Genomic DNA, 20,347 nt, shown 5'->3' with positions numbered 1-20,347 from the left:
AGATTGAGGAGCCAGCCGTGTCAGAGGTCGATTATTGCGTGGTCGGAGCGGGATTCGCGGGCTTGACGGCCGCCCTGCGGTTGAAACAGGCGGGCCACTCGGTGGCCTTGCTGGAGGCCCGTGACAGGGTCGGCGGCCGCACCTTCACCGAGTACCTGCCCGACGGGACGTGGATCGATCGCGGCGGCGCGTGGATCGGGCCGGGACAGGACCGGATCTACGCGCTGATGGACGAGTTCGGCGTGTCCGAGTACAAGCAACACCACGACGGCGACGCGATGATGATCGTCGACGGCAAGAAGCACCGCTACGGCGGCACCATCCCCTGGACGATGAGCCCGTGGGCGGTCGCCAACCTCGGGGTCGGCCTGCTGTCGATCGAGAAGATGGCCAAATCCCTTCCGCGCGAGGCACCTTGGGACGCCAAGCAGGCCGACGAGTGGGATCGCATCAGCGTGGGCGAATGGATCGAGCAGAGCACCATGTCCAAGGCTGCCCGCGAGATGCTGGACATGGCGCTGGCCGGCACCTACACCTCGGCGGGATCGGAGACGTCGCTGCTGTGGTGCCTGGCGCAGATGGGCTCCGGCGGCGGCCCCACCTTCGTCATCTCCGGCAAGGGCGGCGCCCAGGATGCCCGCCCGGTCGGCGGGATGGGCGCCATCTACGGTCGCATCGTGGCCGAACTGGGCGACTCCCTGCACCTTTCGCAGCCGGTGCGGCAGATCGCCCAGGACGCCGACGGCGTGACGGTCGGCGCGGCCGACCTGACCGTGCGCGCCCGGCGGGTCATCGTGGCGGTCCCGCTGGCGATCGCGTCTTCGATCGTCTACGAGCCGATGCTGCCGGTGGATCGGGCGCTGCTGCACCAGCGCATGCCGAGCGGGGCGGTCATCAAGACGTCGATCGTCTACGACGAGCCCTTCTGGCGCAGCGATGGGCTATCCGGCCAGTCGGCCGCACCGGGAACCCCGGCCACGCTGACGATCGACGCCTGCACCGACACCGGAGAGCCCGGCATCATGTGCGTCATCACCGAAGGGCCCGCGGCGCGCCGGCTGACCAAGCTCAACGAAGCAGAGCGCAGGGCCACGCTCGTCGGCGAACTGGTCGACCGGTTCGGCGAGAAGGCCAGAACGCCGCGGGAGTACCACGAACAGAACTGGACGACCGAGCGTTACTCCGGCGGCGGGATGATCAGCCACGCCCCCACCGGCGTGCTCACCGAATTCGGATACACCCTGCGCGAGCCGTGTGGCCGCGTGCACTGGGCCGGGACGGAGAGCTCGGCCGTCATGTGCGGCTGGATCGACGGCGCCATCCGCTCCGGTGAGCGCGCCGCGATGGAAGTCCGGGAGGCCGAGACCGCCGCGGTGGTCTGATCGCGGTCGCCTAGCCAAATCACTTGAGCCACTTTTGTTTCAGCAGTCTCAGCGCAGCCCTTCTTGTCGGTGGGAAGTCATAATATTCGAACATGCGTTCGAGTGATCGTGAGCAGATCGCGTCCGACTATGCCGCGCTGCACGAGGTGGTCTCACGCATCGCCGAGCACTCCTACGATGCGCTGACCACCCCCGAGCGCTTCGCCTACCTCGAATCGCTCGAACGCGAGATGCGGCGACTGCCCGTGGCCGGCCACGCGTTGATCAACCAGATCGATTGCCAAGCCACGCCGGCAGAACTCGGCGGCAAGTTCGCGCACGTATTGGCCGACCGACTGCGCATCACCCGCGGCGAAGCCACTCGTCGGATCACCGACGCTCGCACGCTGGGCACGCGGCAGGCGCTGACCGGGGAGCCGCTGGCCCCGCGGTACGAGGCCACCGCGGCCGCCCAGCGCGCCGGGCTCGTCGGCGCATCGCACCTCGCGATCATCCACCGCTTCTTCGATGAGCTGCCCTGCTGGGTCGACGCCCCCACCCGGCAAGCCGCCGAGCTCGACCTGGCCCGCTGGGCCAGCGCTCATCGCCCAGAAAGTCTGCGCAAAGTGGCCGAGCGCATCACTTGCTACCTCAATCCCGACGGACAGTTCACCGACCAGGACCGTGCTCGGCGTCGCAGCCTGACCCTAGGGACCCAAGATTCCGATGGCATGTCGCGCCTCAGTGGCTGGCTGACCCCCGAAGCCCGCGCCACCTGGGAGGCGGTGTTGGCCAAGCTGGCCGCGCCCGGTATGTGTAACCCGGACGACGACACCCCGGTGGTCGACGGCGCACCGCCCGAAGATGCGGCGCAGCGCGACACCCGCACAGCATCTCAGCGGAACCACGACGGCCTCAACGCCGGCCTGCGCGCGATGCTTTGCAGCGGGAACCTCGGCCAGCACAACGGGCTGCCGGCGGCCATCGTCGTGACCACCACCCTCGCCGACCTGGAAGCCGCCGCGGGCAAGGGCTTGACCGGCGGGGGCACCATCTTGCCGATGTCCGACGTGATTCGCCTGGCCCGGCACGCCCACCACTACCTGGCCGTGTTCGAGAAGGGCAAGGCGGTGGCGCTGTACCACGCTAAACGGCTGGCCTCAGCGGGACAGCGAATTGTCCTGTACGCCAAGGACCGCGGCTGCTCGGCACCGGGCTGTGACGTCGCCGGCTATTACTGCGAGGTCCACCACGTCGAAGACTGGGCCGACACGCACCGGACCGACATCGAGCAGCTCACCCTGACCTGCGGACCGCACCACCGGCTCCTCGAGCAGGGCTGGACCACCCGAAAAAGCGCCAACGGCGACACCGAATGGATCCCGCCGCCCCATCTGGACCGCGGGCAACGCCGCACCAACTCCTTCCACCACCCCGAAAAGCTGATGGCCGAGGAGGACGACGACGACCCCTAGCTAACCAGCCTGCTTAGCGGGCGGGCGGTAGAAGATCACCAGCTGGCCGATCGCGCCGGCGAGGCCGAGCACGACCGAGATCAGCAGACCCCGCCAGCCGTCCATCCAGTTGTGCCCGAAGACCACGTAATCCAGGCTGAACTTTCCGGCGCCCAGGGTGGCCACTGCGATGGCGCTGACCGCCAGGACGAGGTTGTATTCCCAGCCTTCCTTGACGATGAAGAAGCCGTTGGCCCGGTGCACGGTCCAGGCCGCGACCAGCATCAACGATACGAATCCCGCGGCGGGGATCGGTGTGAGCAACCCCGCGGCCAGACCCAGCCCGGCGGCCATCTCGGTCGTGGCGGCCACCGTCGCGTGGAACTTCCCGGGCTTCATGCCGATGCTCTCGAACCAGCGCGCGGTGCCGGGGATGCGCCCGCCGCCGAAGAATTTGTTGTAGCCATGCGCGGCCAACGTCACGCCCAACACCAGCCGCAGGATCAGTAGTCCGACGTCGTAGGGAGTCATACCTGCAAACCTAGAGCATGGCACGGACGGCATAACAGGAGCGGCGCGCAGCTAACTGCGCTGATTCATGTGGGAACATTGCGGGCGTTCCGACGTTGGCCGATCAGCAGCAGATCACGAGGGGGTGCACCACGGCGCGTATCGCACGAGGCAGCGGCGCCCCCCGTGACGCGTCTGGGGCCGCTTCTGACGGGCAATCCGTGGTGTTACTCGACGGCACAGCAAGTCACCCCCGGGAGTTGCTGGGCAACAAGGGCCACGGCATCGAGGTGATGCGCCGGCACGACCTGCCGGTGCCGCCCGCGTTCTGCATCACCACCGAGGTGGGCCTGCGCTATCTCGCCGATCCCCGGGCGGCGATGGACGCGATCTGGGACGACGTCCTCGACCGGATCGGCTGGCTGGAGGCACACACCTCGCGCACGTTCGGCCGCGGCCCGCGCCCCTTGCTGGTCAGCGTGCGCTCGGGGGCCACCCAATCGATGCCGGGCATGATGGACACGATCTTGGACCTCGGCATGAACGACGACGTCGAGCAGGCGCTGACCGCCGCCTGCGCCGCCGCGTTCGCGCGGGACACCCGCCGGCGGTTCGAGGGCATGTACCGGCGCATCGTCGGGATCGACGCGCGCCGGCCGCTGCCCGCCGACCCGTACACGCAGCTACGCGCCGGCATCGAGGCGGTGTTCGCCTCGTGGAACTCGCCGCGCGCGGTCGCCTACCGCGCCCATTCCGGCGGCGACGACCGCAGCGGCACCGCGGTCGTCGTCCAGGCGATGGTATTCGGCAATATCGGCCCCGATTCCGGTGCGGGGGTTCTCATTTCGCGTAACCCAATCACGGGCGACAACGCGCCGTTCGGCGAATGGCTGCCCGGCGGGCAGGGCGACGACGTGGTCTCGGGTTCGGTGGACGTGGAACCGATCACCGCGCTGCGCGACGAGCAGCCGGCCGTCTACGACGAGTTGATGGACGCCGCCCGCAGGTTGGAGCGACTCGGCTCCGACGTTCAAGAGATCGAGTTCACCGTCGAGCACGGCAAGCTGTGGCTGCTGCAGACACGCGACGCGGAGCGGTCGGCGCAGGCCGCGGTGCGACTGGCGCTGCAGCTACGGCATGAGGGACTCATCGACGACGCCGAGACGTTGCGCCGGGTGACCCCCGCCCACGTGCGGACGCTGCTGCAGCCCGCCCTGCAGCCCGAAATACGTTTGGCCGCAAAGCTCTTGGCCAAGGGCTTACCGGCCTGCCCGGGGGTGGCGTCGGGCAAGGCATACACCGACGTCGACGAGGCGCTCGATGCGGCGGACCGCGGCGAGTCGGTGATCCTGGTCCGCGACCACACCAGGCCGGAGGACGTCTCCGGCATGCTGGCCGCCCAGGGCATCGTCACCGAAGTCGGCGGCGCCGCCAGCCACGCGGCGGTGGTCAGTCGCGAGCTCGGACGGGTGGCCGTGGTCGGGTGCGGCCACGGAGTCGCCGCGTCGCTGGCCGGCAAGTTGATCACCGTCGACGGCGCCGAAGGCGAAGTGCGCGAGGGCAATCTGAGCCTGTCCGCATGGTCGGAAAGCGACACGCCCGAACTGCGGGAGCTGGCCGACATCGCGCGGCGGATCAGCCCGCTGCGCGCCCACACCTCCGGTGACCACCTCCGACTGGAAGACGCCACCGAGGCCACGGTGGCCTCCGCCATGAACGACGGGCACACCGACGTCGTCTCGGGCACCCCGCTGATCGTCATGCTGACCGCGCTGCGCCTGGCGAGCGGGACCACCTCATGACCGAATTAGCGGTGCTGCAGGCGGTTCGGCTGAAGGGCCGGGTGCGTCCCGCCGACCTGGCCGCAACCTTGGACGCCGAGCTCGCCCAGGTGACGGGCGTCGTCGAGGAGCTCACCGCGGCGGGCCTGCTGGCCGACGGCGCGACGCTGCGGATCACCGCCGCCGGTCGGGACCGCCTCGCGTCACTGCTCGACGAGGAACGCCGGGGCGCCAACCGGGCCGCGCTCGCGGCCGCCTACGCGGACTTTCGCTCCGTCAACGCCGATTTGAAATCGGTGGTCACGGATTGGCAGCTCAGGGGTGGCCCGCAGGGCGCCCCCAACCCGCACGACGACGCGGAGTACGACGCCGCGGTCCTGGCCCGGCTCGACGATGTGCACGCGCGGGTCCTGCCGATCGTCGATGCGGCCGCGGCCCAGCTGCCGCGGTTGGCCGCGTACGCAACGAAACTGGCTGCGGCGCTGGCGAAAGCGCACGACGGCGATACCGCCTGGCTGACCAGGCCGCTCATCGACTCCTACCACACCGTGTGGTTCGAGCTGCACGAGGAGCTGATCTCCGCCGTGGGCCTGACGCGGGAGGAAGCGGCCAGGTCCGGCGACGCGCATTAGTCACAGCGCCGCGTCCAGGAGCCTCACGTAGGCGTCGATGTCGGGAACGGCCGACTCGGCCGCATGCACGCTGATCGCGATGGTGTCGCCGACGCCGTGCACGCCGTGCGTCAGGCCCATCACCGGCGACAAGGCCGGGTAGCCGGCCGTCAGCACCACCCGGGCGCCGCCGAAGCCAAGGTCGGCAGCGCCGCGGTGCACGCTGGACACCACGGTGTTGCCGGAAACCTGCGTCGGCCGGGTGTCGGCGTCGAACTGGGCTATGCCCCAACGCAAGAGCGGCGCGGGCACGCCCGCGAATGCCCGGTCGGCGTAGCGCGTGGCCGGATGCGCGAAGCGACGCCGCCCATTGGCCAGCTCCGCCGCGATCCGCTCGGCGCGTGCGTCCGGTCCCAGCTTCGGGTACAGCCCGACCGCGATGTTGCCGAAGTGGTTATTCGCATACGCCACACCGGGTTTGGCCATAGGAACCTCGGCGCCCAGCGTATCGGCGACGTCGCCGAGCAGGTCGGACAGCGCGGTGGAGACCGCGCTCAGCACGCCCACGGTGACCGTGGGACCGCGCAACTCCCCGCGGCGTCGCACCAGCGTGCGCACCGAGCGGACCGGCCCGGGACGCGCGTTGGTCGGCAGCAGGGGGCGGGTACCGGGCCCGGGGTTCAGGAGCCCGGCACGGGTGTCGCGCTGCAGCTTTCGGTGGGCGCGGGCCGCCTGGGCCGCTCGCCACGGCAAAAACCCGCTCCGCAGCCGTCGCACCGCGGGCACGGGAGCGGGCCGGCCGAACAGCCAGGCCGCCATCGCCGACGCCCGCGCCCCGTCGGCCAGCGCGTGTGCGACCTGCATGACCGCCACGCTGCCCGACCCGGTCACGCCGGGGATGCCCCGCACCGGGGTGAAGAAGTGCAGCCGCCAGGGTGCGCGGCGGGCGTCGAGCGGGTTGTCGGCGAGCGCGACGACGGCCGCCAGGCACCCGGCCCACGTCTGGTCGTCAAGGTCGTGGCGGATCACCCGCTCGGGCGTGACGGTCGCCGGCACCCACTGCGGGTAGGCCAACCATCCGCGCTCTCGCACCCGCGTCGTCAGCTCCGGGCAGGCGTTGGCCCGCCGGCAGACCTGCTCGACGGCGGCTTCGTGGTCCGCCGGTTCGCCGTCGAATGCGTACAGCAGGAACTGGTCGCCGGGGATCTTGGCCGACATCCAATAGAACTGCGCATCGACGGCGGCCATCCGCTGCGCGGTCATTCAGCCGGGAGAGCCGATGAACCCGAGCATCAGGTCGGCGACCTTGTCGGGCTGCTCGAGCTGCAGGAAGTGCCCCGCGTGCTCGACGATGGCCACCTCGCTGCCCGGCGGCAACACCTTCTCCGCCCAGCGGGCGAAAGCCGGTGTCATGCAGCCGTCGTCACGGCCATGCAGGTACAGGCACGGCCACACGGGCTCCTGGGTCCAGAGCTCGTTGAGTTCGGCGTACTGCGCGGGCGGCCGGGTGTTGCGGATCGTGGCACGGTAGGGGCCCAGCGCCGCCCGCCAGCTCTCCGGTGTCCCGATCGCCGCGTCGACGTGGCGCAGGTCCTCGTCGGCGCGGTACCCCGGCGACCACCGCCGCCACAGCAGCGGCAACACCCAGGACGCGGAATGCTCCGGCAGCCAGGGCAATTGGAAGTACATGATGTACCAGCTGCGCAGCAATTGACGCGCCAGGTGGGCGGCCAGTCGCCCCCGCTCGGCGGCGCCGGCCTTGCGACGGAAGGACGCCGAGGGCGGCACCGACATGATCACCGCTTTGGTGAACGGGCTGTCGGGCATGGCGGCCAGTCCGGTGGTGGCGATCGCCCCCCAGTCGTGGCCGATCACGACGTCGCGGTCGGTGCCGCCCGCCGCCGAGCGCGCCCGCAGGGCGTCGTCCATCATCGCGCCGACGTGGTAACTGCCGTCGGCGGGAATCGACGACGGCGCGTACCCGCGCATGAAGGGCGCCACCACCCGCCATCCCGCCCCGACGAGCCGCGGAGCGATCTTGCGAAATCCGTAGGGGGTGTCGGGGAAGCCGTGCAGGCACAAGGCGATGGGGGCATCGCGTGGCCCCCAGGTGAGTGCCTTGAGGTCCCCAGCCGGGCTGGGCACGTCGATCCAGCCTGGTTCACCCATATTGACTCCCTGCTCGGCGCGTCCGCACGGACCAACCTAACGCGTACAGCCCCAAGACGCACCGACCGCATGCCACAAGCGGTCAGATTGCCGCTGCGGCAGGGAGTTTCGCTATACCCGCGCGGCGGCTTCGTCCAGCTCGGCGATGACGATCTTTCGCATGCCATACATCGCCTGGGTGGCCGCCGCGGCGCGGGCCCGATCGGGGTCGCCGACGAGCTCGTAGAGCCGGTCCGGGATGATCTGCCAGCTCAGGCCGAACCGGTCTTTGCACCAGCCGCATTGCGACTCTTCGCCACCGTCGGTCAACCGCTCCCAGTAGTAGTCGACCTCGTCCTGGTCCCTGCAGTGGATGGTGAAGGACACCGCTTCGTCGAACTGGAAGTGCGGGCCGCCGTTGATCCCGATGAACCGGGTCCCGTCCAGCACGAAACTGCCGGACAGCACCGTGCCCGGTTCGCCGGGTCCGGCCTCCGTGGTCCGGTTGAAGCCCTCGATGTGCGAGTTCGGGAAGATCGAGGTGTAGAACCTCGCCGCCTCCTCCAAGTCGTGGTCGAACCACAACGACGGGGTGATCGATGGCATGGGCCGCGGCCTCCTAATCGGCTCGGTTGATCGCGTTGGTGTTGTCACTGGATAGACCGCATCGGACGCCGAAACTCACCGCGCCGTCGACCCGCGGAAAGGTGCTTGGACGCCCTATGTAACGTCAGGTCGCATGAGCGCCGTCAGTAGCGTCCCTCGGACGGTTGAGTATTCCGGGGCCGGCGGGATCACCCTGGTTGCCGACGAATGGAATGGCGGGACCGGCGGCGCGGGCCGGCCCAGCGTCCTGATGCTGCACGGCGGCGGCCAGAACCGGCATTCCTGGAAGAACACCGGCCAAACCCTCGCCGACGAGGGCCTGCACGTCGTGGCGCTCGACAGCCGCGGCCACGGCGACAGCGATCGCGCGCCCAACGCCGACTACGACGTCGAGACCCTGACGGCCGACGTCCTGCAGGTGATCGCCGCGATCGGCAGGCCGGTGATGATCATCGGGGCGAGCATGGGCGGGTTGACCGGCATCCTCGCCGCCCACCGGGCGGGGCCGGCGGAGGTGACCCGACTGGTTCTCGTCGACGTGGTGCCCCGATTCGAGAAGGGCGGCAGCGCCCGCATCCGCGATTTCATGATCAGCGGGCTCGACGGTTTCGACTCGCTGGAGGAGGCCGCCGACGCGGTGGCCGCCTACCTCCCGTACCGGGACAAGCCGCGCAGCCCCGAGGGGCTGAAGAAGAACCTGCGCCTGCGCGACGGCCGCTGGTACTGGCACTGGGACCCGGCGTTCATGACCAAGCCCGGGGACGATCCGGAGCTGCGCACCGAGAAGTTCGAGCAGGCCGCCAAGCACCTGTCGATTCCCGTGCTGTTGATCCGCGGGAAGTTGTCCGACGTCGTCAGCCCCGAAGGTGTCCGGCATTTCCTGGCCAGCGTTCCGCGCGCGGAGTTCGTCGAACTGCCCAAAGCCGGGCACACCGCGGCCGGTGACGACAACGACGCGTTCAGCGACGCCGTGGTGAAGTTCGTCAAACGCCACTAGGTCGATGGTGGCGACCCGCTTCGCCCGGCTCGGCCGCGCTCGCGATCGCCACTGATCCCGGTGGTGGCGACCCGCTTCGCCCGGCTCGGCCGCGCTCGCGATCGCCACTGATCCCGACGGTGGCGGCCCTAGTTCGCGGGCTTCTCGGCGTGCCCGCCGAACTGCTTGCGCATCGCCGAGAGCGCCTTGTTGGCGAAGTCGTCGAGGGAACGCGAGGCGAACCGGGACTGTAACGCGGTCGTCAGCACCGGTGACGGGACGCCCTCGTCGATCGCCGCGATGGCGGTCCAGCGGCCCTCCCCGGAGTCCGAGACCCGTCCGGAGAACTCCTTGAGGTCGGGCGAGTCGTGCAGCGCGATCGCGGTCAGATCCAGCAGCCACGAACCGATGACGCTGCCCCGCCGCCACACCTCGGCGACATCGGGGATGTCGAAGTCGTATTGATAGAACTCCGGATTCGACAGCGGCGCCGTTTCGGCGTCACCCTCCTGCACGTGCTTGCCGATGTCGGCGTTGCGCAGGATGTTGAGCCCCTCGGCGAGCGAGGCCATCATTCCGTACTCGATGCCGTTGTGCACCATCTTGACGAAGTGCCCGGCGCCGGATGGCCCGCAGTGCAGGTAGCCCTTCTCCGCTTGCCCGACCTCACCGTCGCGGCCCGGCGTGCGGGGGGCGGCGTCCACGCCAGGAGCGACGCTGGCGAAGATCGGCTCGGCGCGTTCGAAGGCCTCGTCGTGGCCGCCGATCATCAGGCAGTAGCCGCGTTCGCGGCCCCACACGCCGCCGCTGGTGCCGCAGTCGAGTAGATGGATTCCTTTGTCCGACAGGGTCTTTGCGTGGCTGATGTCGTCGCGGTAGTACGAGTTGCCGCCGTCGATGACGATGTCGCCGGGCTCCAGCGTCTTGGCCAGCTCCTCGATGACCCCCGTGGTGATGGTCCCGGCGGGCACCATCACCCAGACGACCCGGGGAGCGGTCAGCTTCTCGGCGAGCTCTTTCACCGACGACACTCCGGTGGTCCGCTCCTCCCCCGCCATCGCCTTGACCGCGTCGGGGTTGTGGTCGTAGACCACGCATTCGTGTCCGTCCTTGGCGACGCGGCGGACGATGTTGGCGCCCATCCGGCCGAGGCCGATCATCCCGAGCTGCATCTCTTCCTGTTCTCCTTACTGTGACGACGTCTGCTTGGGCAGCCACGGCTCCTGCCAACTGCGGTGACCGTGCAGCAGCGACTGCGCGGCCTCGGGCCCCCAGGAGCCCGGATCGTAATGATGGATCCGGCCCGGCCGGTCCAGCACGGGCTGCACGATCCGCCACGTCTCCTCGATGGCGTCCTCCCGGGCGAACAGCTGACGGTCCCCGGTGAGCGCGGCGTACAGCAGCCGCTCGTAGGGCCGCACGGGCTCGCCGAGATCCTCGGCGAACGAGGAGTCCAGGTGGACGTCGTGCCAGTGGTCGCCGGCTTGGGCGGACATCTGCAGCCGCATCCCCGGATCGGGGTCGATGCGCAGCACGATCTGGTTGGGTTCGGGCGGCCGGCGGTTGGGCAGGAACGAGAACCCCGGAACGTGGTGGAGGAACATCCGGACCTCGGTGACCTTCTCCGGCAGTGCCTTGCCGGCGCGCAGGAAGATCGGCACGCCGGCCCAGCGCCAGTTGTCGATCTCGGTCCGCAGCGCGATATAGGTCTCGGTTTGCGAATCCCTGGCCACCCCGTCGACGTCGGTGTAGCCGCGGTACTGGCCCCGCACGCAGCGGTCGGGATCCAGCGCCGGCATCGCCCGGAACACCTCGGCCTTCTTGTCGTTCAGGTCATCGGCGCTGGGGCCGACGGGCGGCTCCATCGCGACCAGCGCGAGCACCTGCAGCAGATGGTTTTGCACGACGTCGCGCAGCGCGCCCACGGCGTCGTAGAACTTGCCGCGGTCCTCGATGCCGAAATCCTCGGCCATGGTGATGTGGATTTCGGAGATGCTGTCGCGGTCCCACAGCTTGGCCAGGGCGTTGTTCGCGAAGCGCAGGTACTGCAGTTCCTCGACGGGCTGCTTGCCCAGGAAGTGGTCGACCCGCAGGATCTGGTCCTCGTCGAGCACCGCGCGCAACCGGGCGTTGAGGTCGCGCGCCGAGGCCAAGTCGTGGCCGAACGGCTTTTCCACGGCGACGCGTGCGCACTCCAAGAGGTCGGCCTTGGCGAGGTTTTCGACGATCGGCGCAAACAGCGACGGCGGCATCTCCAGGTAGTACAGCGGCCGGCAATCCGGGCCTATCTCCTTGGCGAGCCGGCCGTAGAGCTTGTCGTCGGTGACGTCGCCGTGCAGATACGACAGCCGGTCCGCGAGCCGGCCGAACACCGCGTCGTCGAACTTCTCGCCCGACGCCTTGATGGCCTCGCGGGCCCGATCGACCAGCTTCTCGAGGGGGATGTCGTCGCTGGCCACGCCGATGATCGGGACGTCCAGCAAGTCGCGCGCTTCGAGGCGGTACAGGGCGCGGTAGGTCATCTTGCGCGCGAGGTCGCCGGTGATGCCGAATATCACCAGCTTGTTCGAGGAATTCTCACCGCCATCGGCCAAGTCCGCACCTCCGAAAGTCATCCGTTTGGCTATAGAGACTCACTACCCGCGGCGGTCGGACCTAACACTAGACACCGCGCACAGGCCCGACAACCTCGAGCCGCCACGGCCTTGGCAGGATGCTTGCGTGGGTGATGCGCTGCATGTCACGGTCTACGTCCTGGCCGGCATCGCCGCGATCGAGGCCGTCGCCCTCGCCGTGCTGGCGCGGCTGCTGGTGCGCAGCCGCCAGGAGATCGACGAATTGCGGCACCGGACCGACACCCGCAATCAGCTGCTGTCGGGTGGGCGCGAGGCCGTCAAGAGGGTGTGGAACACGGCAAACCTGCTGCGCAAGGAGGGCTTCGGCGCCGCCGTCCGCAGTTCGATCGAAGACCTCGCCGACTGGGCGGAGGTGGAGCGACCCGACCTGGCGCGCGTCACGCCCGACGGCCGGGTGGTGATCCTGTTCTCCGACATCGAGGAATCCACCGCCCTCAACGAACGCATCGGCGACCGCGCCTGGGTCAAGCTCATCGCGGCGCACGACAAACTCGTGTCCGACCTCGTGCAGCGGAGGTCCGGGCACGTGGTGAAGAGCCAGGGTGACGGCTTCATGATCGCCTTCGCCCGCGCCGACCAGGCGGTGCGGTGTGGCATCGACCTGCAGCGCGCGCTACACAAGAACGCAAAACGCAAGCGGCACGAAGAGATTCGGGTGCGAATCGGCATCCACATGGGCCGCTCGGTGCGCCGCGGAGACGATCTGTTCGGCCGCAACGTCGCGATGGCGGCGCGGGTGGCGGCGCAGGCCACCGGCGGCGAGATCCTGGTGAGTCAACCGGTGCGAGACGCCCTGTCCGACTGCGACGACATCCACTTCGACGGGGGGCGCGACGCCGAGCTCAAGGGTTTTTCGGGCAGCTACCGGTTGTTCGCGGTCGAGGCCCCGGCCGATCCCGATCGCGACTGAAAGCCCTCCTCGTCGTACTCGGCCAGCCGCTGATGCAGGCGGGACCGGACCTCGTCGGCCGTGTACGCGCGTCGTTTCCGTTCGTCGCGAACCACCAGCGCGCCCCCGGCGACGACACCGGCGACGCCGGCCAGCCCTAGCCACTTCCACACACTGCGCATACCCACAGAGTATTCGCGCTGTGGTTAACTGGTGTGCTCTTGCCGCTGTGGAAACCTGCTCGAACGGGCGCGAACGCATGCAGACCCCTCGCGACGAAGTCGCAGTCATCACCGTGGCGGCCGATGACATCGGCCGCGTGATCGGGTGCGCGCTTGCCTCCCAGCAACTTTCGCATCGCCCCGCCGTGGGCGGGACTCGCCTGCCGGATCTCCTGCGGGCCCCGATTGAAAGGCAGACCGAATGGCTGACCCTCGCACCGAAGGCCTGAACGTGTTCCGGGACATGCTGCCCGGCCTGGTCCCGGACGACGCCACCACACTGCGCGACGGCGGCATCGCCGACGAACTCATCGACTTGGGCGTCGACCACGTCTTCGGGGCCCTGTGGGCCCGGCCCGGGCTCGATCGGCGCTCGCGCAGCCTGGCGACGATCGGCGCCCTGATCGCCCTGCGCGCCACCGACGAGTTGAAATCCCACTTCCGGATCGCGCTGCGCAACGGGCTGAGCATCACCGAGATCGAAGAGGTGATCTACCACATGGCCGGCTACGCCGGCTATCCCGCCGCCAACGCGGCGCAGAAAGCCGCACGAGAAGCACTTGCCGATTCGTAATGCTGACCCTCCATCAAGCGTTGAACGAAACGCGCACGGGCGACCTCTGGCTGTTTCGCGGCCGCTCGCGGCCCGACCGCGCGATTCAGACGTTGACGAACGCACCGGTGAATCACGTGGGCATGACGGTGGCCATCGACGACCTGCCGCCGCTGATCTGGCACGCCGAACTGGGCGACAAACTCGTCGACATGTGGACCGGGACCAACCACCGCGGCGTGCAGCTCAACGATCTGCACCAGGCCGTCCTGCAGTGGACGCAGCGCTACGACCAACGGTGCTGGCTACGTCAGCTGACGCCCAATCCGACCCGCGAGCAGGAGAACAAGCTGCTGCGGGTGATCGCACGGATGGACGGCACCGCGTTTCCCACCACCGCTCGGTTGACGGGACGCTGGTTCCGCGGCCGGCTCCCGACCATCAATGACTGGGTGCGGGGAATTCCCGTGGTGGACAAGAAGGTTCGTGAACAGACCCGACGCCGGCGTGAGGAGCGCAAGATGAGCCTTTCGACGGCCTATTGCGCGGAGACGGTGGCCATCACCTATGAGGAGATGGGGTTGCTCGACACGGACAAGGACGCGTACTGGTTCGATCCGGGCAAGTTCTGGAGCGGTGACACGCTTCCGCTGGCCCAGGGGTATCAGCTGGGCCACGAAATCGCGGTCACGGTAAGCGAAGTCGGTTAGTCGACCGACATCTCCCCCATCTCCGACCAGCCGGACGCGTCGATCGTCTGGTTGATGATCTTGGGGGTCGACTTCAGGGCCTGCGGGAGTTCCCGCATTGCCCGCTTGAAGTGATCGCTGTTGACGTGGGTGCCGCCCGCCTCCGCATCGCGGAACGCCTCCACCAAGACATACTCCGCCGGATTGTCGAGGCTGCGCGACCACTCGAACCACAGGTTGCCGTCCTCGGCGCGGGTGGCGGCCGTGAACGAGGCGACGAGTTCTGGCCAGCGCTCCGTCCACTCGGGCTTGGTCTCGAACTTGACGACGATGAAGATCATTGCCGGTTCGCTCCTGAAGGTTGGGCCCGCTCGATCCCCGGCGAGCAGCGCCAGCATATCCGCCAACCCACCGACCCGGGACGCGGCCTGAGCTCCAGCAAAGTGTGCCCCGGATATCTTGTTCGACATCCGGGGCACACTTTCGCATTGCTTCCGCGCGGGTCGGGACCCGCTCGCTCAGGCCGCGAAGTGGCCTACCTCACAAACCCCGCGCGGACCGTGCTATTTCACTTGGTGGTAGACCCCGCGCTATTCGCGTGTCCTATACGCGTCAAATAGCGGCGCAATAGATTGAGGCCTCCGCGAATTCTTTTTGTTAGGGATTCGCAATTCCAGGATCGCCGGGCGGCGGCAATTCTGGCGCCGGCGGGGCCGGCGGCGCGGGCGGGGCGGGGGCCGTGGCGTCGACCAGCACGGGCTGCGCGTCCGGGGCCGGCGGCAGGGCGTCCGGGGCCGGCGGCGGCGCGTCCGGCGGTGGGGGCGGCGCGTCCGGCGGCGGAGGAAGCGCACCCTCGCCATCCGGTGGCATCGGCAGGAACATGTGGTGCGTGAAGCCGGCCTGGTAGGCGCCCGCGCCGCCGACGTGCACACCACCGCGCTCACCACTGGACACCGGCGTCCCGTCGGGCAGCGTCGCGGCAGTGTGGCCGCCGTTCCACCCGATCACGAGCGCATTGGGGGCGGTTCCGTATTGAAACCCGCGCGCCAACAAGGCCGCCTCTTCATTTCCGGTGTTGAACCGGTTGCCGAAAACCGGCCTGTCGGACGCCGCATTGGCAACCCACGAAACGAGGCCCGAACAATCCGTCCCGGCGGGAGAATCTCCACCCGGAATATAGGGCGTCCCGGAGACCTGATTGATCAATGAGATCAATGTTGTAAGAACTACCATGGGCGGCGACGCTAGCAATAGCGGTTATTGTCCGCAAAAATTTGTGGCGCACGTCATTCGCAAGCCGGATAATGGCCTTCGCCGCATTCTCAGCAAATGCACCGGAGCGATCGCCCCGGCCACCAGCAAACGTCTAGCCGGCTCAGTTGCAGTCGAGGCCGCGCTCGGTTTCCGCTGTTTCCCGGTCGATGCTGCGGCCACGACTCACCTTGGGCGCCGCCACGGCCCGCCGCGCGAGTGCCCACCTGCGCTTCAGCGCCAGGCGCGTAACCCGGCAGAGGTTGTCTTGCCCCTACGCCACGGTGTGACCGGGATCCGTTGCCAGAACGTCACATTCCGAACTTGGCGCGGGCCTCCGCGGTGACGGGTGTGAACAGGTTGACGAGGTTGCCATCCGGATCCCGCAGCAGCAGCGCGCGATTGCCCCACGGCATGGTGGTCGGCGTTGTCACGACCTCCGGCACGCGCTCGTGCAACCGCTCGTATTGCGCGTCGACGTCGTCGACCAAGAACTCCACGATCACGCTGCGATTGGCAGCGGGTTCGGCGGATCCGGCCGCGAACAGCGGCACCGTCTTGTCGCTGCCGATCGCCAGCGTGCCCACCGGCGTCGGAATCTCGGCGAAAAGTTCGTTGCCCCATACCGCGGGAACCTCGGTGACCGTCTCATAGAAATCGACGAGCCGGTTGACGTCGGCGGTGATGATGCGGGTGGAAACGAAGTTCATGGCGCCCTCCTGACTACCGTGGCGTGCACGCTCGTGCGACGAGGGCATGCTACGGAGCCCCTCCGACAAGAAAGTGCCAGTCGAGCCGGTCTAGACCGGAGTCCAGATCCCGTGGTTCCAGAATCCCCAGTTGCCGGGGCCGGTCGGGTTCCACATCAGCTGGGCCCCGGGGGCCCAGGCCGGTGGAGGCGGTGCCGGCGGCGCCCACGCCGGCGGGGGTCCCCACGGGCCCGCGCCCGCCGGGAAACTCTGCCCCGCGTGACCCTGCCAGTCGTGGCACTGATTCCAGTCCCAGTTGTAGACCGTGCCCCAGCTCGGGTCCCACGCACTGCCCGGACACCAATGGGAGGTGGGCGCCGGCACCGCGTGGGCGACTCCCCCCGTCAGCCCGAAGGCGGACAACGCCACTCCGCAACCCGCCAGGATCCCGGCGGACCGCCGGACCCACGGTTTCCTGTGTTCGACCGTCGCCATCTGTCCAGCATGGTCGAGTGATGATCCGTTCGCTAGACGTTGAACCGGAACTCGACCACGTCACCGTCGGCCATGACGTAGTCCTTGCCCTCCATGCGGACCTTGCCCGCCGCCTTGGCCGCCGCCATCGAGCCGGCGGCGACCAGGTCGTCGTAGGACACGATCTCGGCCTTGATGAAGCCCTTCTCGAAATCGGTGTGGATCACCCCGGCGGCCTTCGGCGCGGTGTCGCCCTGGTGAATCACCCACGCGCGCGCCTCCTTTGGGCCCGCCGTGAGGAACGTCTGCAGCTTGAGGGTATGGAAGCCGGCGCGGGCGAGCGCGTCGAGGCCGCGTTCGCTCTGGCCGATCGACTCCAGCAGTTCGGCCGCCGACTCGTCGTCGAGCTCGTTCAGCTCGGCTTCAATGGCCGCGTCCAGGAACACCGCGTCGGCCGGCGCCACCAGCTGCCGCAGCTCCGCGACCCGCGCCGTGTCGGTCAGCACGGCCTCGTCGGCGTTGAAGACGTACAGAAAAGGCTTGGTGGTCAACAGGTTCAGCTCCCGCAGCAGCGACGCGTCCACCCCGGCACCGAACAGCGTCTTGCCGCCGTTCAAGGTCTCCTGGGCGGCGACGGCCGCGTCGTACACCGGCCTGCGCTCCTTGTTGGTGCGGGCCTCCTTCTCCAACCGCGGCAGGGCACGCTCCAGCGTCTGCAGGTCGGCCAGGATCAGCTCGGTCTCGACGACCTCTATATCCGACCTGGGGTCCACCTCACCGGCCACGTGGGTCACGTCGTCGTCGGAGAACACCCGGACCACCTGACAGATGGCGTCGCATTCGCGGATGTGGGCCAGGAACTTGTTCCCCAGCCCCGCCCCCTCGGACGCGCCCTTGACCAGGCCCGCGATGTCGACGAACGTCACCGGCGCCGGGACGGTGCGCTCGGAGCCGAAAAGCTCGGCCAGCTTGTCCAGTCGAGGATCGGGCAGCGGGACGACGCCCTCGTTCGGTTCGATCGTCGCGAACGGATAGTTGGCCGCGACCACGTCGTTGTGGGTCAGCGCGTTGAACAGAGTCGACTTACCGACGTTGGGCAGACCCACGATTCCCAGGCTCAGGCTCACAGGGACCCAAGTCTAGGGGTCGGCGCCGGCGCGGGCCGCCATGGACCGTTCCCCGCGCCGCTCACGGGTCCGGGGCATGGCACGCCCGGCATCCCTATGAGGTATTTACGGGGCTTTCGGCCCATTGCCGGTACGGTCTACATGTGTCAGGACAGCGGCCGACGTCGACGGTGGAGCCATCCCACCGCTCGATCCACCCGAATATCCCCGGTATCCCGTGGTATGCCGCCCTGCTCCTCGCCGTCACCGCCACCGCGATCGGTTACGGAATCGACTCCGGCCACAAGGAGCTGACCCATGTCTTCGCCGGCTTCTATATAGCCGGCTGCGTGGCGGCGGTGCTGGCGGTGCGCCAGGACGGGCTGTTCACCGCGATCATCCAGCCCCCGCTGATACTTTTCTGCGCGGTGCCCGGCGCCTACTGGTTGTTCCACGACGCCAAAATCGGCCATCTCAAGGACCTGCTGATCAACTGCGGCTACCCGCTGATCGAACGCTTTCCGCTGATGCTGGGAACCGCCGGCATCGTGCTGCTGATCGGGCTGGTCAGGTGGTACTTCGGCCAGTCGCAGCGGGCGACCTCGGCGGCCAACGCCTCCGACGACGGGGAGTCCGCCGACATCGGGTCCGTCGTCGGCGGCTTCGTCGCCAAAGCGGTCGCCAAACTGCAGGCAATCGTGCGGCCGGAATCCGGTGACGACGACGCCGACGAGGCGGCCCCGGCGAGGGCGCGCCGCGACCGCGGGACCGGTAGCGCATCCCGGGCCCGCCGGACGGCGCGCAGTGACCGGTCCGCCGCCCGTTCCGCCCGGGCCCGTTCCCGGCATACCCGGGAACCACTGGACGCCGCGGCCGAACCGGGCGAGCGGCGCTCGAGCCGGAGAGGGTCGGCGACCGCCCGCGACTACGACGCCGCGGAACGGCGGTCGCGACGCCGCCCCAGGCCGGACGCCGATGCGGACCCGCGCGGCCAGTCGGCCCGGGACGGCCGGCGCGAGCCGCGCACCCGACGCAACCCCTACGAGCGGCCCTACGACGAGCCCTACGAGCGGCCCGCGCCGCGGAGCAGCCGTTTCGACGGGTACGACAGGTACGACCCGCCCGGTGCGCCGGAGCACTTCGGTCGCTATGACAGCTATGAACCGACCTACGAGCCAAGGCGCCGCCGCCCCGCCACCAACGGCAACAATGGCACGCATCATCCGATCTCGCAGGTCCGCTATCGGGGGGCCGACGAGCCCGCCGAGCCGCGCCCGGAGCGCCGGAACCGTTCACGGACGTACGGCCGGCCGCAGCGGCCCCCGACGGAATCCTGGGAATACGACGCCTGAGCTCCGCCCCGCCCGTCTTTACAGCAGTGACCGGATCTCGCGCGGCAGCGCGAACACCAGGGTTTCCTGGGCCGTGGTGACCGGTTGCACCACATCGAAGCCGTGATCGGCGAGCCGCTCGAGCACACCGCGCACCAAGACCTCGGGGACGGACGCGCCGGAAGTCACGCCCACGGTGGTCACCCCGTCCAACCAGGCGGGATCGATGTCGTCGGCCCAGTCCACCAGGTGGGCGGCCGCCGCGCCGCCGCCCAGGGCCACCTCGACCAGCCGCACCGAGTTCGACGAGTTCTGCGAGCCGACGACGATCACCAGCTGGCACTCGGGGGCCATCGCCTTGACCGCGACCTGCCGGTTCTGGGTCGCATAACAGATGTCGTCGCTGGGCGGGTCCTGCAACTTCGGGAACCGTTGCCGCAGCCGCTCGACGATCTCCATGGTCTCGTCGACCGACAGCGTGGTCTGCGACAACCAGACCACCTTGTTCTCGTCCCGGACCGTCACGCTGTCGACGGCGGCCACCCCGTCCACCAGCTGCACGTGGTCGGGCGCCTCCCCGGAGGTCCCGATGACCTCTTCGTGGCCCTCGTGCCCGATCAGCAGGATGTCGTAGTCGTTGCGGGCGAATCGCCGGGCCTCGTTGTGCACCTTGGTCACCAGCGGGCAGGTGGCGTCGATGGTCTGCAGGTTGCGTTCGGCGGCCGCCGCGTACACCGTCGGCGCCACCCCGTGCGCGGAGAACACCACGATGGACCCCTCGGGCACCTCGTCGGTCTCCTCGACGAACACGGCGCCGGCCTTTTCCAGCGTGTTCACCACGTGCCGGTTGTGCACGATCTCGTGCCGCACGTACACCGGCGCCCCGTGCTTCTCCAGCGCGCGTTCGACCGTCTCGACGGCCCTATCCACGCCCGCGCAATAGCCACGCGGCTCGGCCAGAAGCACTCGCTTGCGGGCTGGATCGCTGGCTACCGAGCTGGACGCGCCGGGAATTCCCATGTCGACAGTCGGCGGCATGACACCCAGGGTACGTTCTGCCG

General features: G+C 68.9%; 23 protein-coding genes and 1 pseudogene. 10 read left to right on the top strand and 14 right to left on the bottom strand.

Annotated features, from left to right (window positions below; translation table 11 throughout):
- The first annotated feature begins 17 nt into the window (after positions 1–17).
- Together U8D42_RS03010 and U8D42_RS03005 are read left to right on the top strand one after the other, a co-directional pair.
- Positions 18–1,382: a flavin monoamine oxidase family protein gene (locus U8D42_RS03010; protein ID WP_322859287.1), complete on the top strand. Its 1,365-nt coding sequence runs from the start codon at positions 18–20 to the stop codon at positions 1,380–1,382.
- 92 nt (positions 1,383–1,474) lie between these two features.
- Positions 1,475–2,836 (top strand): HNH endonuclease signature motif containing protein, encoded by a 1,362-nt coding sequence (locus U8D42_RS03005; protein WP_322859288.1) that lies wholly within the window; start codon positions 1,475–1,477, stop codon positions 2,834–2,836.
- Here the strand turns inward: U8D42_RS03005 and U8D42_RS03000 are convergent, their stop codons facing one another.
- The gene (locus U8D42_RS03000; RefSeq protein WP_085240420.1) at positions 2,837–3,346 is read right to left on the bottom strand and encodes a DoxX family protein; all 510 of its coding nucleotides are present in this window, start codon (positions 3,344–3,346) and stop codon (positions 2,837–2,839) included.
- A gap of 140 nt (positions 3,347–3,486) precedes the next feature.
- Here U8D42_RS03000 and U8D42_RS02995 point away from each other — a divergent pair, with 140 nt between their 5' ends.
- Both U8D42_RS02995 and U8D42_RS02990 read left to right on the top strand, forming a co-directional pair.
- A complete protein-coding gene (locus tag U8D42_RS02995) occupies positions 3,487–5,127 on the top strand; it encodes a pyruvate, phosphate dikinase (RefSeq protein WP_431523854.1) in 1,641 nt (546 codons plus the stop codon).
- On the top strand, positions 5,124–5,738 hold the full coding sequence (locus U8D42_RS02990) for a MarR family transcriptional regulator (protein WP_322859290.1): 615 nt from the start codon (positions 5,124–5,126) through the stop codon (positions 5,736–5,738). Before U8D42_RS02995 ends, U8D42_RS02990 begins: the two co-directional genes overlap by 4 nt.
- Here the strand turns inward: U8D42_RS02990 and U8D42_RS02985 are convergent, their stop codons facing one another.
- From U8D42_RS02985 to U8D42_RS02975, 3 genes are all read right to left on the bottom strand, one after another.
- A complete protein-coding gene (locus U8D42_RS02985) occupies positions 5,739–6,980 on the bottom strand; it encodes a WS/DGAT domain-containing protein (protein ID WP_322859291.1) in 1,242 nt (413 codons plus the stop codon).
- The gene (locus tag U8D42_RS02980; protein WP_085240424.1) at positions 6,981–7,886 is read right to left on the bottom strand and encodes an alpha/beta fold hydrolase; all 906 of its coding nucleotides are present in this window, start codon (positions 7,884–7,886) and stop codon (positions 6,981–6,983) included.
- A 111-nt stretch (positions 7,887–7,997) separates the two neighbouring features.
- Entirely contained in the window at positions 7,998–8,471 is a 474-nt protein-coding gene (locus U8D42_RS02975) for a VOC family protein (RefSeq protein WP_085240425.1), read from the bottom strand.
- A gap of 133 nt (positions 8,472–8,604) precedes the next feature.
- Between U8D42_RS02975 and U8D42_RS02970 the strand changes: the two genes are divergently transcribed.
- Positions 8,605–9,468: an alpha/beta fold hydrolase gene (locus U8D42_RS02970; protein WP_085240426.1), complete on the top strand. Its 864-nt coding sequence runs from the start codon at positions 8,605–8,607 to the stop codon at positions 9,466–9,468.
- Between the two features lie 7 nt (positions 9,469–9,475).
- Here U8D42_RS02970 and U8D42_RS29320 read toward each other — a convergent pair.
- The 3 genes and pseudogenes from U8D42_RS29320 to U8D42_RS02960 form a co-directional block, all read right to left on the bottom strand.
- A pseudogene (locus tag U8D42_RS29320) lies at positions 9,476–9,579 on the bottom strand (2-isopropylmalate synthase); the annotation flags it as partial.
- 17 nt (positions 9,580–9,596) lie between these two features.
- Positions 9,597–10,619 carry a phosphogluconate dehydrogenase (NAD(+)-dependent, decarboxylating) gene (gnd, locus tag U8D42_RS02965; protein ID WP_322859292.1) on the bottom strand — a complete coding sequence of 341 codons (1,023 nt, stop codon included), beginning with the start codon at positions 10,617–10,619 and terminating at the stop codon, positions 9,597–9,599.
- Between the two features lie 15 nt (positions 10,620–10,634).
- Positions 10,635–12,041 (bottom strand): glucose-6-phosphate dehydrogenase, encoded by a 1,407-nt coding sequence (locus U8D42_RS02960; protein WP_322859489.1) that lies wholly within the window; start codon positions 12,039–12,041, stop codon positions 10,635–10,637.
- Between the two features lie 127 nt (positions 12,042–12,168).
- On the opposite strand from U8D42_RS02960, the gene U8D42_RS02955 reads away from it, so the two are divergent.
- A complete protein-coding gene (locus U8D42_RS02955) occupies positions 12,169–12,993 on the top strand; it encodes an adenylate/guanylate cyclase domain-containing protein (RefSeq protein WP_322859293.1) in 825 nt (274 codons plus the stop codon).
- On the opposite strand, the gene U8D42_RS02950 is transcribed toward U8D42_RS02955, so the two are convergent.
- On the bottom strand, positions 12,945–13,154 hold the full coding sequence (locus U8D42_RS02950) for a hypothetical protein (RefSeq protein WP_322859294.1): 210 nt from the start codon (positions 13,152–13,154) through the stop codon (positions 12,945–12,947). The genes U8D42_RS02955 and U8D42_RS02950 overlap by 49 nt on opposite strands.
- A 47-nt stretch (positions 13,155–13,201) precedes the next feature.
- Between U8D42_RS02950 and U8D42_RS02945 the strand changes: the two genes are divergently transcribed.
- From U8D42_RS02945 to U8D42_RS02935, 3 genes are read left to right on the top strand one after another with little or no spacing between them, the layout of a single operon-like run.
- A complete protein-coding gene (locus tag U8D42_RS02945; protein WP_322859295.1) occupies positions 13,202–13,423 on the top strand; it encodes a hypothetical protein in 222 nt (73 codons plus the stop codon).
- Positions 13,396–13,767, top strand: coding sequence for a carboxymuconolactone decarboxylase family protein (locus tag U8D42_RS02940; protein ID WP_085240430.1), 372 nt, complete (start codon positions 13,396–13,398; stop codon positions 13,765–13,767). Before U8D42_RS02945 ends, U8D42_RS02940 begins: the two co-directional genes overlap by 28 nt.
- Positions 13,767–14,456, top strand: coding sequence for a guanylate cyclase (locus U8D42_RS02935; RefSeq protein WP_322859296.1), 690 nt, complete (start codon positions 13,767–13,769; stop codon positions 14,454–14,456). Before U8D42_RS02940 ends, U8D42_RS02935 begins: the two co-directional genes overlap by 1 nt.
- Here U8D42_RS02935 and U8D42_RS02930 read toward each other — a convergent pair.
- The 5 genes from U8D42_RS02930 to ychF all read right to left on the bottom strand — a co-directional run bounded on the left by U8D42_RS02930 (position 14,453) and on the right by ychF (position 17,976).
- Positions 14,453–14,776 carry a putative quinol monooxygenase gene (locus U8D42_RS02930; protein ID WP_085240471.1) on the bottom strand — a complete coding sequence of 108 codons (324 nt, stop codon included), beginning with the start codon at positions 14,774–14,776 and terminating at the stop codon, positions 14,453–14,455. The two genes, U8D42_RS02935 and U8D42_RS02930, sit on opposite strands and share 4 nt — an antisense overlap.
- Before the next feature lie 316 nt (positions 14,777–15,092).
- Positions 15,093–15,668: a glycoside hydrolase gene (locus U8D42_RS02925; protein ID WP_085240432.1), complete on the bottom strand. Its 576-nt coding sequence runs from the start codon at positions 15,666–15,668 to the stop codon at positions 15,093–15,095.
- A gap of 329 nt (positions 15,669–15,997) precedes the next feature.
- Positions 15,998–16,396 (bottom strand): VOC family protein, encoded by a 399-nt coding sequence (locus U8D42_RS02920; RefSeq protein ID WP_085240433.1) that lies wholly within the window; start codon positions 16,394–16,396, stop codon positions 15,998–16,000.
- Between the two features lie 90 nt (positions 16,397–16,486).
- Positions 16,487–16,870, bottom strand: coding sequence for a hypothetical protein (locus U8D42_RS02915; protein WP_208859357.1), 384 nt, complete (start codon positions 16,868–16,870; stop codon positions 16,487–16,489).
- 32 nt (positions 16,871–16,902) lie between these two features.
- Positions 16,903–17,976 carry a redox-regulated ATPase YchF gene (gene ychF / locus U8D42_RS02910; protein ID WP_322859297.1) on the bottom strand — a complete coding sequence of 358 codons (1,074 nt, stop codon included), beginning with the start codon at positions 17,974–17,976 and terminating at the stop codon, positions 16,903–16,905.
- Positions 17,977–18,119: 143 nt separating this feature from the next.
- On the opposite strand from ychF, the gene U8D42_RS02905 reads away from it, so the two are divergent.
- Positions 18,120–19,307 (top strand): DUF6542 domain-containing protein, encoded by a 1,188-nt coding sequence (locus U8D42_RS02905; RefSeq protein WP_322859298.1) that lies wholly within the window; start codon positions 18,120–18,122, stop codon positions 19,305–19,307.
- 18 nt (positions 19,308–19,325) lie between these two features.
- On the opposite strand, the gene U8D42_RS02900 is transcribed toward U8D42_RS02905, so the two are convergent.
- Positions 19,326–20,324 carry a 4-hydroxy-3-methylbut-2-enyl diphosphate reductase gene (locus U8D42_RS02900; protein WP_085240436.1) on the bottom strand — a complete coding sequence of 333 codons (999 nt, stop codon included), beginning with the start codon at positions 20,322–20,324 and terminating at the stop codon, positions 19,326–19,328.
- Positions 20,325–20,347 lie beyond the last annotated feature (23 nt).

The sequence above is a fragment of the Mycobacterium europaeum genome (assembly GCF_034555895.2).
Taxonomy (GTDB): domain Bacteria; phylum Actinomycetota; class Actinomycetes; order Mycobacteriales; family Mycobacteriaceae; genus Mycobacterium; species Mycobacterium europaeum.
Note: the sequence above shows the minus strand (reverse complement) of the source record. Positions and strands in the feature narration are given on the sequence as shown.

Bases quoted from the DNA above. Each gene is read 5' to 3' on its own strand.
- U8D42_RS03005 (WP_322859288.1), top strand. From the start codon at position 1,475: ATGCGTTCGAGTGATCGTGAGCAGATCGCGTCCGACTATGCCGCGCTG.
- U8D42_RS03000 (WP_085240420.1), bottom strand. From the start codon at position 3,346: ATGACTCCCTACGACGTCGGACTACTGATCCTGCGGCTGGTGTTGGGC.
- U8D42_RS02990 (WP_322859290.1), top strand. From the start codon at position 5,124: ATGACCGAATTAGCGGTGCTGCAGGCGGTTCGGCTGAAGGGCCGGGTG.
- U8D42_RS02985 (WP_322859291.1), bottom strand. From the start codon at position 6,980: ATGACCGCGCAGCGGATGGCCGCCGTCGATGCGCAGTTCTATTGGATG.
- U8D42_RS02980 (WP_085240424.1), bottom strand. From the start codon at position 7,886: ATGGGTGAACCAGGCTGGATCGACGTGCCCAGCCCGGCTGGGGACCTC.
- U8D42_RS02975 (WP_085240425.1), bottom strand. From the start codon at position 8,471: ATGCCATCGATCACCCCGTCGTTGTGGTTCGACCACGACTTGGAGGAG.
- U8D42_RS02970 (WP_085240426.1), top strand. From the start codon at position 8,605: ATGAGCGCCGTCAGTAGCGTCCCTCGGACGGTTGAGTATTCCGGGGCC.
- gnd (WP_322859292.1), bottom strand. From the start codon at position 10,619: ATGCAGCTCGGGATGATCGGCCTCGGCCGGATGGGCGCCAACATCGTC.
- U8D42_RS02950 (WP_322859294.1), bottom strand. From the start codon at position 13,154: ATGCGCAGTGTGTGGAAGTGGCTAGGGCTGGCCGGCGTCGCCGGTGTC.
- U8D42_RS02940 (WP_085240430.1), top strand. From the start codon at position 13,396: ATGGCTGACCCTCGCACCGAAGGCCTGAACGTGTTCCGGGACATGCTG.
- U8D42_RS02935 (WP_322859296.1), top strand. From the start codon at position 13,767: ATGCTGACCCTCCATCAAGCGTTGAACGAAACGCGCACGGGCGACCTC.
- U8D42_RS02930 (WP_085240471.1), bottom strand. From the start codon at position 14,776: ATGATCTTCATCGTCGTCAAGTTCGAGACCAAGCCCGAGTGGACGGAG.
- U8D42_RS02925 (WP_085240432.1), bottom strand. From the start codon at position 15,668: ATGGTAGTTCTTACAACATTGATCTCATTGATCAATCAGGTCTCCGGG.
- U8D42_RS02920 (WP_085240433.1), bottom strand. From the start codon at position 16,396: ATGAACTTCGTTTCCACCCGCATCATCACCGCCGACGTCAACCGGCTC.
- U8D42_RS02915 (WP_208859357.1), bottom strand. From the start codon at position 16,870: ATGGCGACGGTCGAACACAGGAAACCGTGGGTCCGGCGGTCCGCCGGG.
- U8D42_RS02900 (WP_085240436.1), bottom strand. From the start codon at position 20,324: ATGCCGCCGACTGTCGACATGGGAATTCCCGGCGCGTCCAGCTCGGTA.